Below are 14,883 nucleotides of genomic sequence, written 5' to 3'. Positions count from 1 at the left end.
CCCCTTCATGAAAATCGCCATCGTGGGCGCCGGCATCGCCGGCGTCACCACCGCGTACGAGCTGGCCGCCGACGGCCACCAAGTCACCGTGTTCGAGCGCCACGGCGCGGTCGCCGAGGAGGCCAGCTTTGCCCCCACCGGCCTGCTGGCGACCGAGCTGGTCGCGCCCTGGACCGCGCCGCTTCGGCTGGACATGCGCCTGTCGCTGGCCGAGCTGGCCTGGCTGTGGCGCTGGCGGCGCGCTCGCCAGCCGCAGGTCTGGGCCGCCAACCGCGCCCGCCTGCAGCGCCTGGCCGTCTACAGCCGCGCGCGGCTGCACCAGCTGACGGCCGAGCTCAGGCTCGACTACGAGCGCAGTGACGGCGCCCTGCTGCTGCTGCGCAGCGACAAGGAGCTCGAGCGTCTGCGCGAATCCGGCCTGGACCTGCGCGAGATCAGCGCCGACCAGGCGCGCAAGCTCGAGCCCGCGCTGAACCCCGACACCACGCTGGCCGGCGCCGTCCACCTGCCGCAGGCCGAGGCCGGCAACTGCCGCCAGCTCGCTTTGCTGCTGCGCCAGGAGGCGCAGCGCCTGGGCGCGCGCTTCGAGTTCAACGCCACGGTGACGCGCATCGAGGCCAAGCAGCCCCATGCCCTGCGCCTGGCCAACGAGGAAGCCGCGCGCGCCTTCGACGCCGTGGTCCTGTGCGCCGGCCTGGCCTCGGCGCGCCTGCTGCGCCCGCTGGGCCTCAAGCTGCCGCTGGCCGCGGTGCAGGGTTCGTCGGTCAGCCTGCCACTGCGCGAGGCGCTCAACGCGCCGCGCAGCGCCGTGCACGACGAGCGCCACCAGGTCACCATCACCCGCCTGGGGCAGCGCGTGCGCGTGGCAGGCGGCGCCCAGCTGGGCGGCGGCGACCGCGAGCGGGCGCTGCGCCAGCTCTACCAGGTGCTGCAGGACTGGTTCCCGGGCGCCGGCCGGCTGTCGGCCGGGGTGCAGGTCTGGCACGGCGCGCGCCCCATGCTGGCCGACGGGCCGCCGCTGCTCGGCGCGAGCGGCCGGCCCGGCCTGTGGCTCAACCTCGGCCATGGCGCGCATGGCTGGGCCCTGGCCTGCGGCAGCGCACGCGCCCTGGCCGACCTCATCGCCGGCCGCCCCCCGGCGCTGGACCTCGAGGGCCTCGGCGTGGAGCGCCTGCGGCGCTGACGCGGATGGCGCGCTCGTACACAATGGGGCCATGCACCGCCTGAGCCACGCGCACCGCCACCCGCTCCACGACCAGGCCGCGACGCGTGCCATCGAACAGGCCGCGGCGGCCGCGCTGCCGCCACAGGCGCTGATGCAGCGCGCCGGCTTGGCCGTGGCCCGGCTAGCGCTGGCCCTGGCGCCGCATGCGCGCCGCATCTGGATCGCCTGCGGCCCCGGCAACAACGGCGGCGACGGCCTGGAGGCCGCCATGCAGCTGCAGCGCCGCGGCGCCTACCCGATCGTGACCTGGCTGGGCGACGAGGCCCGCGCACCCGCCGACGCGCGGGCCGCGCTGGCGCGCGCGCGGGAGGCCGGCGTCGCCTTCGCCGACGAGCCGCCCTCGGGCCTGGGCCCGCAGGACCTGTGCATAGACGCGCTGCTGGGCCTGGGCGGCGCACGACCCCCCGAGGGCCGCATGGCGTCCTGGATCGCGGCCATGAATCTCTGCCCGGCGCCCACCCTGGCGGTGGACCTGCCCTCCGGGCTGGCGGCCGACACCGGCAACTACGCAGCGGACCGAACGCCCGGGCACGTCGAGAAGACCGCCGACCAGGTGCGCGCCCAACACACCCTGAGCCTGCTCACGCTCAAGCCCGGCCTGTTCACCGCGCACGGGCGCGACGCCTGCGGCACGCTGTGGTTCGACGACCTGGGCGTCGCCGCCCATGCGCCCCCGTCGGCCTGGCTGGCTGGCGCCCCCCTGCCCTGCGCGCGCCCGCATGCCTCGCACAAGGGCAGCTTCGGCGACGTGGCCGTGATCGGCGGCGAGGGCCTGGCGGCGCGCGGCCTGGGCATGAGCGGCGCCGCCCTGCTGGCGGCCTCGGCTGCGCTGCACGGCGGCGCCGGCCGCGTGCTCGTGAGCCTGCTCGACGGCGGCGCCATGGCATTGGACTGCGCCCAGCCCGAGCTGATGCTGCGGCGCTTCGAGGCGCTCGACCTTTCCCGGCTCACCGTGGCCTGCGGCTGCGGCGGCGGCGAGGCCGTGCGCGCCGTGCTGCCGGCCGTGCTCTCGCGCAGCCCGCGCCTGGTGCTGGACGCCGACGCGCTGAACGCCATCGCCGCCGACCCGCAGCTGCAGACCCTGCTGGACCGCCGGGCGGCGCGCGGCCTGGCCAGCGTGCTGACCCCGCATCCGCTGGAAGCCGCGCGCCTGCTGGGCTGCAGCGCCGCCGAGGTGCAGGCCGACCGGCTGGCGGCGGCCCGGCGCCTCGCCCAGCGCCATGGCTGCGTGGTAGTGCTCAAGGGCTCGGGCACGGTGATCGCGGCACCCGACGAGCCCCCGGTGATCAATCCGAGCGGCAACGCGCGCCTGGCCACGGCCGGCACCGGCGACGTGCTGGCCGGCCTGATCGGGGCGCGGCTCGCGAGCGGCCTGCCGACCCTGGCCGCCGCCTGCGAGGCGGTCTACCAGCACGGCGCTGCGGCCGACGCATGGCCCATCGACCGGGCCCTGACGGCCGGCGCACTGGCACGGCGCCTGCGCGCCTGAGCGCCGCGCTTCAGCCGCGCCCGACGAGGGGCATCTTGGTCGCCATCACGGTGTGGAACAGCACGTTGGCCTCCAGCGGCAGGCTGGCCATGTAGGCGATGGAGCGGCCGACGATGGCCACGTCCATCAGCGGCTCGATGGCGATCTCGCCGCTGGCCTGCGGCACGCCCTTGGCCATGCGCGCGGCCATCTCGGTGGCGGCATTGCCGATGTCGATCTGCCCCACGGCGATATCGTGCTTGCGGCCGTCCAGCGAGGCGGTCTTGGTCAGGCCCGTCACCGCGTGCTTGGTCGCGGTGTAGGCGATCGAGTTCGGGCGCGGCGCGCTGGCCGAGATCGAGCCGTTGTTGATGATGCGTCCGCCGCGCGGCGACTGCGCCTTCATCACGCGGAACGCCGCCTGGATGCAGAGGAACATGCCGGTCAGGTTGACATCGACCACGCTCTGCCACTGCTCGAGCGTGAGGTCCTCCAGCGGGATGCCCGGGGCGTTGACGCCGGCGTTGTTGAACAGCAGGTCGACGCGGCCGAAGGCCTGCACGGTGCGCTCGAACAGGGCCTGGACCGAGGCCGGGTCCGAGACGTCGGTCGGCACGGCCAGCGCAGCCGCGCCGGCGCCCGACTCGGCGATCACCTCGTCCAGCGGCGCCTGGCGGCGGCCCGCCAGCACCACGCGCCAGCCCTCGGCCAGCAGCGCCAGCGCGGCGGCCTTGCCCACGCCGGAGCCTGCGCCGGTGACGATGGCGATCTTCGCAGTTGCATTCATGTCTTCTTGTCTCCTCGTGAAATCTTCCGGGGCTCGGACCTCAGCGCCGGCCCTTGCGGGTCTTGGACCCGTTCTTGCGGGTCGATGCCTTCTTGATCGCCGCCTTGAGCGCCTGGATGGGCGAACGCGTCACGGAGTCCGCTGCACCCTTCTTGCCCGCGCGCCGGCCCGGGTTCGCGGCCGCCCCGGCCGCCGCCTCCGCCGGCGCCACGCCCTTGTCGCGCAGGGCCCGGTGCGTCAGCGCCTCGCCCTCGCGCACCAGGCGGAAGTCGATCTTGCGCCCGTCCAGGTCGACGCGGCTGACCTGCACGCGCACCCGCGTGCCGATCGCGTAGCGTATGCCGGTGCGCTCGCCGCGCAGTTCCTGGCGCGTCTCGTCGAAGCGGAAATACTCGCCGCCCAGCTCGGTGATGTGCACCAGGCCCTCGACGTAGAGCTCGTCCAGCGTGACGAAGATGCCGAAGCTGGTCGCCGCCGTGACCACGCCGCTGTATTCCTCGCCCAGGTGCTCGCGCATGTACTTGCACTTGAGCCAGGCCTCGACGTCGCGGCTGGCCTCGTCGGCGCGCCGCTCGTTGGCGCTGCAGTGCAGGCCCGCGGCCTCCCAGGCCAGCTGGTCGGCGCTGAGCTTGCGCGGCTTCTGGTCGGGCTCGCGCAGCTTGCCGGCCATGTTCTTCTGCAGGCGCTTGGCCAGCTTGACATGGGCCTCGCCCGGCGTCGGCAGCGCCGGCAACTGGTAGCGCTTCTTGGCCAGGATGGCCTTGATCACGCGGTGCACCAGCAGGTCCGGGTAGCGCCGGATCGGGCTGGTGAAATGGGTGTAGGCCTCGTAGGCCAGGCCGAAGTGGCCCACGTTGATCGGCGTGTAGATCGCCTGCTGCATGGAGCGCAGCAGCATGGTGTGGATCTGCTGCGCGTCGGGCCGGTCCTTGGTCGCCTCGGCGATGCGCTGGAACTCGCCGGGCGTGGGCTCGTGGCCTATGGTCATGCCCAGGCCCAGCGCCTTGAGGTAGTTGCGCAGTATGTCCTTCTTCTCCGGCGTCGGCCCTTCGTGCACGCGGAACAGCCCCGGGTGCTTGCCCTGGGCGATGAAGTCGGCGCTGCAGACGTTGGCCGCCAGCATGGCCTCCTCGATCAGGCGGTGCGCCGCGTTGCGCGTGCGCGGCACGATTTTCTCGATGCGGCCGTTGTCGTCGCAGACGATCTGCGTCTCGGTGGTCTCGAAGTCCACCGCGCCGCGCTCCGAACGCGCGCCCAGCAGGGCCCGATAACAGTCGTGCAGGTTCAGCAGGTGGGGCACCAGGTCCTTGCGCCGCGCCGCCTCAGGCCCGCGCGTGTTGGCCAGGATGGCCGCGACCTCGGTGTAGGTCATGCGCGCGTGGCTGAACATCACGGCCGGAAAGAACTGGTAGGCGTGGATCTCGCCCTTGGCGCTGATCAGCATGTCGCAGACCATGCACATGCGCTCGACCTCGGGGTTGAGCGAGCACAGGCCGTTGGACAGCTTCTCCGGCAGCATGGGGATCACGCGGCGCGGGAAGTAGACGCTGGTGGCGCGGTCGTAGGCGTCGACGTCGATGGCGCTGCCGGTCTCCACGTAGTGGCTCACGTCGGCGATCGCCACCAGCAGGCGCCAGCCCTTGCCGCGGCCCACCTTGGCGGGCTCGCAGTAGACCGCGTCGTCGAAGTCGCGCGCGTCCTCGCCGTCTATGGTCACCAGCGGGATGTCGGTCAGGTCGACGCGGCGCTTCTTGTCCTGCGGACGCACCTTGTCGGGCAGGGTGCGCGCCTGGGCCATGCAGGCATCGGAGAACTGGTGCGGCACGCTGTACTTGCGCACCGCGATCTCGATCTCCATGCCCGGATCGTCGATCTCGCCCAGCACCTCCTTGACCCGTCCCACGGGCTGGCCATAGAGCGCCGGCGGCTCGGTGAGCTCCACCACCACCACCTGGCCGGGCTTGGCGGCGCCGGTGGCGCTCTTGGGGATCATGACGTCCTGGCCGTAGCGCTTGTCCTCGGGCGCCACCAGCCAGATGCCGCTTTCGTGCAGCAGCCGCCCGATGATGGGCTGCGGCGGACGCTCGACGATCTCGACCACGCGCCCTTCGGGCCGGCCCTTGCGGTCGTGGCGCACGATGCGCACCTTGACCCTGTCCTTGTGCAGGACGGCGCGCATCTCGTTGGGGGGCAGGTAGATGTCCGGCTCGCCGTCCTCGCGGGCCAGGAAACCGTGGCCGTCGCGATGGCCTTGGACAACGCCTTCGATTTCTTCCAGCAGCGCGCCGGTGGGGTGCATATTCTTGATATATAATCCTATCTTGTTCCTGAGATGCCCAGGTGGCGGAATTGGTAGACGCACTAGTTTCAGGTACTAGCGCTGAGAGGCGTGGAGGTTCGAGTCCTCTCCTGGGCACCAAGTTTAAACAAACCCGAAAGGGTTTTTTGGCAAGAGCCGCTGAATATTTTCAGCGGCTTTTTTCTTTTGCGCGGCGCGCGGACACCACGCGCCGTCCCGCCGGCTTCTGGTCGGGCGCGATGCGCGCATCGGCATGGGGCCCCAAAATATTTGTATATAATCGCAGTTTTCCTGAAATGCCCAGGTGGCGGAATTGGTAGACGCACTAGTTTCAGGTACTAGCGCTGAGAGGCGTGGAGGTTCGAGTCCTCTCCTGGGCACCAAGATTCGCAGGCCGGCCAAGGCCTGAAAACAAAAGAGCCGCTGACACCAGCGGCTCTTTTGTTTTCAGCAGCCGGCCCGCCAGCTCTCAGATCGGCACCGCCACCAGGTCATGCCCCTGCGCGTCGACGATGCGCGCGCGCGTGAATTCCCCAACCTTGAGCGTCTTGCTGATCTTCTCGGGCGGCAGCAGCTGCACCGTGCCGTCGATCTCGGGCGCGTCGGCGTAGCTGCGGCCCACGCCGCCGCGTCGTCCCATGGCGGGCGCCGAATCCACCAGCACCTGCATGGTCGAGCCTATGCGCTGGCGCAGCCGCGCCGCCGACACCTGCTCGGCCACCGCCATGAAGCGGGCCCGGCGCTCCTCGCGCAGTTCCGCCGGCAGCATGCCCGGCAGCTCGTTGGCCGCGGCACCTTCCACCGGGCTGTAGGCAAAGCAGCCCGCGCGGTCGATCTGGGCCTCGCGCAAGAACTCGAGCAGATGCTCGAACTCGGCCTCGGTCTCGCCGGGGAAGCCGGCGATGAAGGTGCTGCGGATCACCAGCTGCGGGCACAGCTCGCGCCAGCGCTGAATGCGCTCGAGGTTGCGCTCGCCGCTGGCCGGTCGCTTCATGCGGCGCAGCACCTCGGGGTGGCTGTGCTGGAAGGGCACGTCCAGGTAGGGCAGCACCTTGCCGCTGGCCATCAGCGGGATCACCTCGTCCACGCTGGGATAGGGATAGACGTAGTGCAGGCGCACCCAGGCGCCGTAGGGCTCGGCCATCTCGCCCAGCGCCTGCACCAGCTCGAGCATGCGCGTCTTCACCGGCTTGCCGTCCCAGAAACCGGTGCGGTACTTGAGGTCCACGCCGTAGGCCGAGGTGTCCTGGCTGATCACCAGCAGCTCCTTGACGCCGCCTTCGAACAGCGCCTTGGCCTCCTTGAGCACGTCGCCGATCGGCCGGCTCACCAGGTCGCCGCGCATCGAGGGGATGATGCAGAAAGTGCAGCGGTGGTTGCAGCCTTCGCTGATCTTGAGGTAGGCGTAGTGCCGGGGCGTCAGCTTGACGCCGGCCGCAGGAACCAGGTCGACGAAGGGGTCGTGCGGCTTGGGGCAGTGGGCGTGGACCGCGTCCATCACCTCCTGGGTGGCATGCGGCCCGGTCACGGCCAGCACGCTGGGATGCATCTGCCTGACCAGGTTGCCGCCGCCCTCGCCCGCCTTGGCGCCCAGGCAGCCGGTCACGATGACCTTGCCGTTCTCGGCCAGGGCCTCGCCTATGGTGTCCAGACTTTCCTTGACCGCGTCGTCGATGAAGCCGCAGGTGTTGACGATGACCAGGTCCGCGCCCTCGAAGGTCTTGGAGGTCTGGTAGCCCTCGGCGCTCAGCTGCGTGAGGATCAGCTCGGAATCGGTCAGGGCCTTCGGGCAGCCCAGGCTGACGAAGCCGACCTTGGGGGTGGTGGGGACAGGAGAAAGAACATCACTCATCCCGCTATTTTCCCAGTTCTGGCCCAGCCAGCAGCTCGGTCAGCGCTTTAACCCGAAAGCCCCGAACATCTGCTCGGTCTGTTTCTGCATCTGCTCCTGCATCTGCGCGAACATGTTCTTGGACTGCTCCACGTAGTTGCCCATCACGCCCTGCATCAACGGCGACTGCAGGCTCATGAACTGGGCCCACATCTCGGGCGTCAGCGGCTTGGACTGTTCGGCCAGCTTGTTCTGGATGTCCATCATCACCTGCACGTTCTTCTCGAGGTAGCTGCCCATGAAGCCCTGCATGGCGTGGCCGTAGAAGCGGATGATGTTGCACAGCGCCTGCTCGCTGAACATGGGCGCGCCGCCGGCCTCCTCCTCCAGGATGATCTGCAGCAGGATGCTGCGCGTCAGGTCCTCGCCGGTCTTGGCGTCGCGCACCGTGAAGAGCTGGTTGTCCATGACCAGCTGCTTGACCTCGGCCAAGGTGATGTAGGACGAGGTGTCGGTGTCGTAGAGCCGCCGGTTCGGGTACTTCTTGATGACGCGCTGAGGCGTCTTGCCGGTATCGGCGGGTTTGCTGGACACGACTGGGTTTCCTCGAGCGGCAGGTTGAAGGGCGGCGTATCGCGCTGCAGCAGATTCTAGGTACGGCGCAGTGCCCCATGCCCAAGGATAACCCTGAGCGTCTCGGGGCTGCGCCGCCGGCCCGTTATTCGCCGGCCTGCATAGCTGCTCTGCCGCCCAGGCGCTGGAACGGCGCCCGCTATGTCCCTAGACTGGCGCGGCTCGGGTGCCAATCGAGGCGCCATCCACCGGAGACCCCCATGAATGAATTCTCGTTGGCCTGCTGCAACTACTGCTGCGGGGACTTGATCTGCTGCTCGGGAGTCAGTGACACTGGTTGCTTGTCAGAGGGCATGGCCACCAATGATGCCGCGCGACTCCAGCCTTGTCGTCCGCGCTTTCGCAGCCACACCTGCGCCGTGGAGCGAGCTTGAATCCCGTACCGCTGCTGCGCCTGCTTGTACGTCAGTTGGGCTTTTTCCACCTGATCGACCACGGAAAACAAAAAAGGACTCGGCATTGCTGCTAAGTCCTTCATTCGATCAAGAATAATTGGTAGGCGCGATTGGACTCGAACCAACGACCCCCACCATGTCAAGGTGGTGCTCTAACCAGCTGAGCTACGCGCCTACAAGAATTCGAGAAAGCGAGAGTATAGCAGCAAAAAAACGCGCTTCCTGGCGCCGGCGCGTTTTCCGCTGCGAAGCGCGGCGCTGCATGTGCCTCAGCGCCGGCGCGCCGAGCGCACGCCGCCTATGCTGCGCACCACGCCCAGCACGCGCGCCAGCCGGCCCGAGTCGGCCACCTCGACGGTGAAGGTCATCCAGGCCGTGCCCTTGATCGACTGGGTCTGCACGCCGACCACGTTCATCTTCTCCTTGGCGAAGACCTCGGAGATGTCGCGCAGCAGGCCCTGGCGGTCGGCGGCCTCCACCGCCACGTCGACCGGGTACACAGCGGCCTCCTGCTTGGGCGCACCCCACTTGACCTCGATCACGCGCTCGGCATTGCGCGCCGCCATCTCGCGGAAGTTGCTGCAGTCGGCGCGGTGGATGCTCACGCCCTTGCCGCGCGTGACGAAGCCACCGATGGGGTCGGGCGGCGCCGGCTTGCAGCAGCGCGCCAGCTGGGTCAGCAGCGAATCGATGCCGACCACCAGCACGCCGCCCTTGGGCGTCTTCTCGGTCTGGCGCGACTTCTTGAGCAGCAGGTACTCGTCGGGCGGCAGCTGGGGCTCGGGCGGCTTGAGCAGGGTCTCGATGTTGCGCAGCGAGAACTCGTCCTTGCCCACCACCTCGAACAGGCCGTCGGCCGACTTGAAGCCCAGCTGCGCCGCCAGGTCCTCGAGCTTGACCGCGGTCTTGCCCTCGCGCTGCAACAGCTTTTCCACCGCCTCGCGCCCGCGCGCCACGTTCTCGTCCGTGATCAGCGCGTTGAACCAGGCGCGCGCCTTGGCCCGTGCGCGGTGGCTGACCATGTAGGCCAGCTCCGGGTTGAGCCAGTCGCGCGAGGGCCCGCCCTCCTTGGCCGCGACGATCTCCACGGTCTGGCCGTTCTGCAGCGGCGTGTTCAGCGGCAGCATCGCGCCGTCCACGCGCGCGCCGCGGCAGCGGTGGCCCAGGCTGGTGTGCACGCTGTAGGCGAAATCCAGCGGCGTCGCACCCTGCGGCAGCTCGACGATGGCGGCGTCGGGCGTCAGCACGTAGATGCGGTCCTCGAACAGGCCCTCGCCCTTGTCGGTGCCCGAGAGGTCGCGCTCCCAGGCCAGCAGCTGGCGCAGCACCGCGATCTTGGCGTCGTAGCTGCCGCCGGCGCTTACGCCCGCGTAGCCCTTGGCGCCCGCCTCCTTGTAGGCCCAGTGGGCGGCGACACCGTGCTCCGCGTGGTCGTGCATGGCCTGGGTGCGGATCTGGATCTCGATCGGCTTGCCCGCCTCGTCGCGCACCACGGTGTGCAGCGACTGGTAGCCATTGGGTTTGGGCTTGGCGATGTAGTCGTCGAACTCCTCGGTGATCGGCGTGAAGCGCGAATGCACCCAGCTCAGCGCCTCGTAGCAGTCGCGCACGCTGGGCACGATGACGCGCAACGCGCGGATGTCGAACACCTGGTCGAAGTCCAGCGACTTGCCGCGCATCTTGCGCACGATGCTGTAGATGTGCTTGGGCCTGCCCTGCACCGTGGCCTGTATGCCCTGGGCGCGCAGCTCGGCCTCGAGTCCGGCGCGCAGCTGCTCCATGCGGCCCTCGCGCTCGGCGCGCTTCTCGTCGAGCAGGCGCGCCACCTGCTTGTAGGTGTCGGGCTCGAGAAAGCGGAACGCCAGGTCCTCCATCTCCCACTTGATCTGCCAGATGCCCAGGCGGTTGGCCAGCGGCGCAAACACCTGCAGCGACTCGCGCGCCAGGTTGGGCGGCATGGGCTGCTTGCTGGCCGCGTGGTAGCGCAGGGTCTGCAGGCGCGAAGCCAGGCGCAGCATGACCACGCGCAGGTCGCGCGAGAAGGCCAGCAGCATCTTGCGCACGGCCTCGGTCTGCAGGCGCGGGTCGTCCGACAGCTGAGCCGAGGTCTGGGCGCTGCGCGACAGGCGCTGCACGCGCACCAGCTTGGTCGACTCCATGGCCAGCGCGGCAAAGCTCTCGCCGAAGGCCTTGGCGATCACCTCCTGCGGCCGGTTCAGGTGCTCGCAGGCGTAGATCAGGTAGGCCGCCGCCTGCATGGCCTCGGAGCCACCGATGGAACGCAGGATGGCGGCCATCGCGTCTGCATGGATCAGTGTGTTCTCGCCGCTGTCCAGCATCTCGCCCGCGATCAGCGGCTCGGCAAAGGCGCGCGCGCGCGCCAGGGCGCCGGCCTGCTCGGGCAGGCTATGGGCGGTGGCCGCAATCAGCTCGGGTACCGGGCCTGCCACCGGCGATGTGGCGGCCGGATCCGCCATCAAGCGCTTCATCGTCTCCTCCCCCTCAGTCCTTTGCCAGCAGGAAATCCGTCACCACCTCGACCTGGCTCGCCGCCACGAAGGTGGGCGCATGGCCCACCCCTTCGAACTCCACCAGGCGCGCCCGCGGTCCGCGCTCGGTCATGGCCTGGCCCGTCTCGCGCGACAGCAGGTCGGATTGCGTGCCGCGCGTGATCAGCGTGCGGGCACGCACCTGGTCGTACAGCTGCCACAGCGCCGCCTCGCCCTGCGCCGCGGCTTCGGGCGTCAGCGCGCGGAACGGCACGGCGATGGCCGGGTCGTAGTGCAGGGTGTAGCTGCCGTCGGGCAGCTGCTTGACCATGGCCTGCGAGAGCGCGAGCCACTGCGCCGGCGTGTGCGCGCCGAAGCTGGTCGACACCGTCCACATCGCGTCCGCGGCCTGCTGCACCGAGGCAAAGCGGCCGGTCTCGCCCAGGTACTGGCCGATGCGCTGCAGGGCCTGCCACTGCAGCACCGGCCCCACGTCGTTGAGCACCATGCGGCGCGGCGGCACCGGCAGCGGCAGGCCGGGCTGGCCCGCCAGCGCCAAGCCGATCAGGCCGCCCATGCTGGTGCCGACCCAGTCCAGCGCGGCCATGGGGGCCTGCCGGTGCAGCTGCGCCAGCAGCGCCAGCATGTCGGCCGCGTACAGCGGGATCTGGTAGCCCGTGGCCTCCTTGAGCCAGTCGCTGCGGCCGCGCCCCACCACGTCCGGGCAGACCACGCGCAGGCGGCCGCCGGCGCGTGCGAGCAAGGCCTGGGCCAGCACGTCGAAGTCGCGCCCCTGGCGCGTCAGGCCATGCGCACAGACCACCACGTGCGGCGCCGAGGCTTCGCCCCACTGCCAGTAGGCCATGCGATGACCGCCCCAGGGATCCGGGCAGGACACATGATTCAGCACGGGTTCGGTCATGGTGAGATCGGGACTGGATAATGGGTTGTCTGCATCGCTTTTTCTGCATCGTAATTCATACGGAGGTCACACATGTTGGACGGCAAGACCGCGCTCGTCACCGGCTCGACCAGCGGCATCGGACTGGGCATCGCGAAGGCGCTGGCGCGCCAGGGCGCGAACATCGTGCTCAACGGCTTCGGCGACGCCCAAGGCCCGCAGGCCGAGGTGGCGGAACTGGGCGTGCAGGTCGCCTACCATGGCGCCGACATGAGCCAGCCGACCGAGATCGAGGCCATGATGCGCTTCGCGGCCGAGCGCTTCGGCCGCGTCGACATCCTGGTCAACAACGCCGGCATCCAGCATGTGGCGCGCATCGAGAACTTCCCGGTCGAGAAATGGGACGCGGTGCTGGCGATCAACCTCTCCAGCGCCTTCCACGCCACGCGCCTGGCGCTGCCGGCCATGCTGGCGGCCAACTGGGGGCGCATCATCAACGTGGCCTCGGTGCACGGCCTGGTGGCCTCGGCCGAGAAGGCGGCCTACGTGGCGGCCAAGCACGGCATCGTCGGCCTGACCAAGGTGACGGCGCTGGAGAACGCCACCACGGGCGTGACCTGCAATGCGATCTGCCCGGGCTGGGTGCTGACCCCGCTGGTGCAAAAGCAGGTCGACGCCAAGGCCGCCGCCCACGGCCTGAGCAACGAAGAGGCCAAGCGCCTGCTGCTGGGCGAGAAGGAGCCCTCGATGCAGTTCACCACGCCCGAGGAGCTCGGCGAGCTGGCCGTGTTCTTCTGCTCCCCCGCCGCCAACAACGTGCGCGGCGTCGCCTGGAACATGGATGGGGGGTGGGCGGCCCAGTAGCGAGGGCCCCCGCGCTGCGGCGACGGCACCAGCCGAAACCCCCTACTTCAGCTGCACCGTTCCCGACACCGTCACGATCACCGTGCTGCGCCCGGCCTCCACCGGCAGCGGCGCATCCGAGGCCGCGGCCCGGGCCTCCAGCGCCATCATGCGCGGGCGCGGCACCGGGCCCTGGTCGTTGGCCTGGACCGAAACCTCGCGCAGCGTGAAGCCTGCGAAACCAAATCCCTTGGCGATGTCGGCCGCCTTGGCCCTGAAGCGCTCGATGGCCATGGCCTGGGCCTCGCCCTCGACCTTGGCGCGCTGTTCCCGGCTCAGGCCGAAGGCCACCTGGCCGATGGTCAGGGTCTGCATGCGGCCGGCGCTGGCGCTGATGCGCGCGAAGTCCCGCCCCTCCAGCACCAGCTCGGCGCTGCCCTGCCAAGCGCTGATCTTGCCGTCACGGCCGTGGCGCGGGTAGAGGCTGAAGCCGCCGGTGCGCACATCGAGCTGGCCGGGCTGGGCGAGCTTCTTCGCCTCGGCCAGGGCCGCGTCGAGCGCCAGCTTGAGCTGGTTCTGCACCGTGCCTGCATCCGGCCCCTCGCGCGTGGTGTTGAGCGTGACCGTCAGCAGGTCCTGCGGCACTTCCACCGCCCCCTGGGCCGAGAGCTGGGCCAGGTTCTGTGGCGGCGGCAGGAAACCGGGTGGGGGCTGGGCGGCCGCCGGCGCGGCGCTCAGCGCCAGCAGGCAGGCCAGGGCAGCGGCGCGGCAAGCAAACCCCGTCGAGGCAGGAACAGGCGCCCGCATTCAGCGCCTGCCCTGGGGGAGGCGCCGTTCGGCAGACATCCGCAGCTGCTCGCGCAACTCGGCGTGCTCCTGGGGGGTGAGGCGACGTTCGGGCATGGCAGCGGGACCGGCGTCCCGCCCCGTGCGCTGCGACTCCACTGTTTGGCGCAAGTCGCTGCGCCGCGGCTCTAACCCGCCCCGGAAGTCGCCGGGCCGCGCCGGCTCGGCCGCGAGCCAGCCGGCCGCCACCAAGCCGGCACTGCCCAGTACGAGCGATCGCGTGATTGATCTTGTTCTCATGATGTTGAAAGCTTCGCACGCCTTCGTGTGATTTTCCCATGCGTCTCCTGTGCGAAGGGCAACATTTGTAACATACTGAAAAGCGGCCGGAAAAAATCCGTTTTTGCCCGATCGGCGCTTCAAAATTGGCGCTGTTACAAATTCGCCGTAAGGATCCTATGACGCAAATTCCGACACGCCCCGACAAGATTCTGGTGGTCGACGATGACGCGCGCATCCGCGACCTGCTGCGCCGCTACCTCACGCAGGAAGGCTTCGAGGTCATGGTGGCCGAGGACGGCAAGGCCATGAACCGCATCCTGCTGCGCGAGACGGTGGACCTGATCGTGCTCGACCTCATGATGCCCGGCGAGGACGGCCTGTCGATCTGCCGCCGCCTGCGCGCGGCCAACGACCGCACGCCCATCATCATGCTGACCGCCAAGGGCGAGGACGTGGACCGCATCGTCGGCCTCGAGGTCGGCGCGGACGACTACCTCGGCAAGCCCTTCAACCCGCGCGAGCTGCTGGCCCGCGTCCACGCCGTGCTGCGCCGCCGCCCCCCGCAGGAGGCGCCCGGCGCCCCCTCTGCTGAAAACGAGGTGGTCAACTTCGGCCCCTTCGTGTTCGACCTGGGGGCCCGCACCCTGCGCAAGAACGGCGAGGAGCTGTCGCTGACCACCGGCGAGTTCGCCATGCTCAAGGCCCTGGTGCGCCACCCGCGCCAGCCGCTGTCGCGCGAGAAGCTGGCCCAGCTCGCGCGCGGCCGCGAGTTCGAGCCCTTCGACCGCAGCCTGGACGTGCAGATCTCGCGACTGCGCAAGCTGGTCGAGCAGGACGCCACGGCCCCACGCTACATCCAGACCGTCTGGGGCGTGGGCTATGTGTTCGTGCCGGACGGCACGAGCTGAGTTCCAGCTCCCGCCCTCCCCGCCACACCCTCAGCC

At 69.9% G+C, this 14,883-nt stretch carries 11 protein-coding genes, 3 tRNA genes and 1 pseudogene; 6 read left to right on the top strand and 9 right to left on the bottom strand.

Translation table 11 applies throughout. The annotated features are described in order from the left end of the window. Positions 1–7 precede the first annotated feature (7 nt). Both FFS10_RS04815 and FFS10_RS04810 read left to right on the top strand, forming a co-directional pair. On the top strand, positions 8–1,183 hold the full coding sequence (locus FFS10_RS04815; RefSeq protein WP_137892082.1) for an FAD-dependent oxidoreductase: 1,176 nt from the start codon (positions 8–10) through the stop codon (positions 1,181–1,183). A 31-nt stretch (positions 1,184–1,214) separates the two neighbouring features. Then, complete coding sequence (locus FFS10_RS04810) at positions 1,215–2,714, top strand: NAD(P)H-hydrate dehydratase (protein WP_137892080.1); 1,500 nt, start codon at positions 1,215–1,217, stop codon at positions 2,712–2,714. A gap of 10 nt (positions 2,715–2,724) precedes the next feature. On the opposite strand, the gene FFS10_RS04805 is transcribed toward FFS10_RS04810, so the two are convergent. Further along, positions 2,725–3,480, bottom strand: coding sequence for an SDR family oxidoreductase (locus FFS10_RS04805; protein ID WP_137892078.1), 756 nt, complete (start codon positions 3,478–3,480; stop codon positions 2,725–2,727). Positions 3,481–3,520: 40 nt separating this feature from the next. Then, positions 3,521–5,779: a ribonuclease R gene (gene rnr, locus FFS10_RS04800; protein ID WP_137892076.1), complete on the bottom strand. Its 2,259-nt coding sequence runs from the start codon at positions 5,777–5,779 to the stop codon at positions 3,521–3,523. Between the two features lie 35 nt (positions 5,780–5,814). Here rnr and FFS10_RS04795 point away from each other — a divergent pair. After that, positions 5,815–5,899 (top strand) — tRNA-Leu (locus FFS10_RS04795). Positions 5,900–6,077: 178 nt separating this feature from the next. After that, positions 6,078–6,162, top strand: a tRNA-Leu gene (locus FFS10_RS04790). Positions 6,163–6,248: 86 nt separating this feature from the next. Here FFS10_RS04790 and rimO read toward each other — a convergent pair. The 6 genes and pseudogenes from rimO to FFS10_RS04760 form a co-directional block, all read right to left on the bottom strand. Next, positions 6,249–7,631 carry a 30S ribosomal protein S12 methylthiotransferase RimO gene (gene rimO, locus FFS10_RS04785; RefSeq protein WP_137892073.1) on the bottom strand — a complete coding sequence of 461 codons (1,383 nt, stop codon included), beginning with the start codon at positions 7,629–7,631 and terminating at the stop codon, positions 6,249–6,251. A gap of 39 nt (positions 7,632–7,670) precedes the next feature. After that, the gene (gene phaR, locus FFS10_RS04780; protein WP_137892071.1) at positions 7,671–8,204 is read right to left on the bottom strand and encodes a polyhydroxyalkanoate synthesis repressor PhaR; all 534 of its coding nucleotides are present in this window, start codon (positions 8,202–8,204) and stop codon (positions 7,671–7,673) included. 283 nt (positions 8,205–8,487) lie between these two features. Then, positions 8,488–8,721, bottom strand: a pseudogene (locus tag FFS10_RS23835) (IS3 family transposase); the annotation flags it as partial. 15 nt (positions 8,722–8,736) lie between these two features. Continuing rightward, positions 8,737–8,813, bottom strand: a tRNA-Val gene (locus FFS10_RS04770). Between the two features lie 94 nt (positions 8,814–8,907). Continuing rightward, on the bottom strand, positions 8,908–11,127 hold the full coding sequence (locus FFS10_RS04765; protein ID WP_137892066.1) for a RelA/SpoT family protein: 2,220 nt from the start codon (positions 11,125–11,127) through the stop codon (positions 8,908–8,910). A gap of 13 nt (positions 11,128–11,140) precedes the next feature. Next, complete coding sequence (locus FFS10_RS04760) at positions 11,141–12,049, bottom strand: alpha/beta fold hydrolase (RefSeq protein WP_137892062.1); 909 nt, start codon at positions 12,047–12,049, stop codon at positions 11,141–11,143. Positions 12,050–12,121: 72 nt separating this feature from the next. Here FFS10_RS04760 and FFS10_RS04755 point away from each other — a divergent pair, with 72 nt between their 5' ends. After that, complete coding sequence (locus tag FFS10_RS04755) at positions 12,122–12,892, top strand: 3-hydroxybutyrate dehydrogenase (protein WP_137892060.1); 771 nt, start codon at positions 12,122–12,124, stop codon at positions 12,890–12,892. Positions 12,893–12,934: 42 nt separating this feature from the next. Here the strand turns inward: FFS10_RS04755 and FFS10_RS04750 are convergent, their stop codons facing one another. Then, complete coding sequence (locus tag FFS10_RS04750; protein ID WP_137892057.1) at positions 12,935–13,678, bottom strand: SIMPL domain-containing protein; 744 nt, start codon at positions 13,676–13,678, stop codon at positions 12,935–12,937. A gap of 437 nt (positions 13,679–14,115) precedes the next feature. On the opposite strand from FFS10_RS04750, the gene ompR reads away from it, so the two are divergent. Beyond that, complete coding sequence (gene ompR / locus FFS10_RS04745; RefSeq protein WP_137892053.1) at positions 14,116–14,847, top strand: osmolarity response regulator transcription factor OmpR; 732 nt, start codon at positions 14,116–14,118, stop codon at positions 14,845–14,847. Positions 14,848–14,883: the final 36 nt, after the last annotated feature.

The sequence above is a fragment of the Ramlibacter sp. 2FC genome, from assembly GCF_005503345.1.
Lineage (GTDB): Bacteria > Pseudomonadota > Gammaproteobacteria > Burkholderiales > Burkholderiaceae_C > SCMQ01.
Note: the sequence above shows the minus strand (reverse complement) of the source record. Positions and strands in the feature narration are given on the sequence as shown.

What these genes read in the sequence shown, in the direction of transcription:
- FFS10_RS04815 (WP_137892082.1), top strand. Translation starts at nt 8, where the DNA reads ATGAAAATCGCCATCGTGGGCGCCGGCATCGCCGGCGTCACCACCGCG.
- FFS10_RS04810 (WP_137892080.1), top strand. Translation starts at nt 1,215, where the DNA reads ATGCACCGCCTGAGCCACGCGCACCGCCACCCGCTCCACGACCAGGCC.
- FFS10_RS04805 (WP_137892078.1), bottom strand. Translation starts at nt 3,480, where the DNA reads ATGAATGCAACTGCGAAGATCGCCATCGTCACCGGCGCAGGCTCCGGC.
- rnr (WP_137892076.1), bottom strand. Translation starts at nt 5,779, where the DNA reads ATGCACCCCACCGGCGCGCTGCTGGAAGAAATCGAAGGCGTTGTCCAA.
- rimO (WP_137892073.1), bottom strand. Translation starts at nt 7,631, where the DNA reads ATGAGTGATGTTCTTTCTCCTGTCCCCACCACCCCCAAGGTCGGCTTC.
- FFS10_RS04765 (WP_137892066.1), bottom strand. Translation starts at nt 11,127, where the DNA reads ATGAAGCGCTTGATGGCGGATCCGGCCGCCACATCGCCGGTGGCAGGC.
- FFS10_RS04760 (WP_137892062.1), bottom strand. Translation starts at nt 12,049, where the DNA reads ATGACCGAACCCGTGCTGAATCATGTGTCCTGCCCGGATCCCTGGGGC.
- FFS10_RS04755 (WP_137892060.1), top strand. Translation starts at nt 12,122, where the DNA reads ATGTTGGACGGCAAGACCGCGCTCGTCACCGGCTCGACCAGCGGCATC.
- FFS10_RS04750 (WP_137892057.1), bottom strand. Translation starts at nt 13,678, where the DNA reads ATGCGGGCGCCTGTTCCTGCCTCGACGGGGTTTGCTTGCCGCGCCGCT.
- ompR (WP_137892053.1), top strand. Translation starts at nt 14,116, where the DNA reads ATGACGCAAATTCCGACACGCCCCGACAAGATTCTGGTGGTCGACGAT.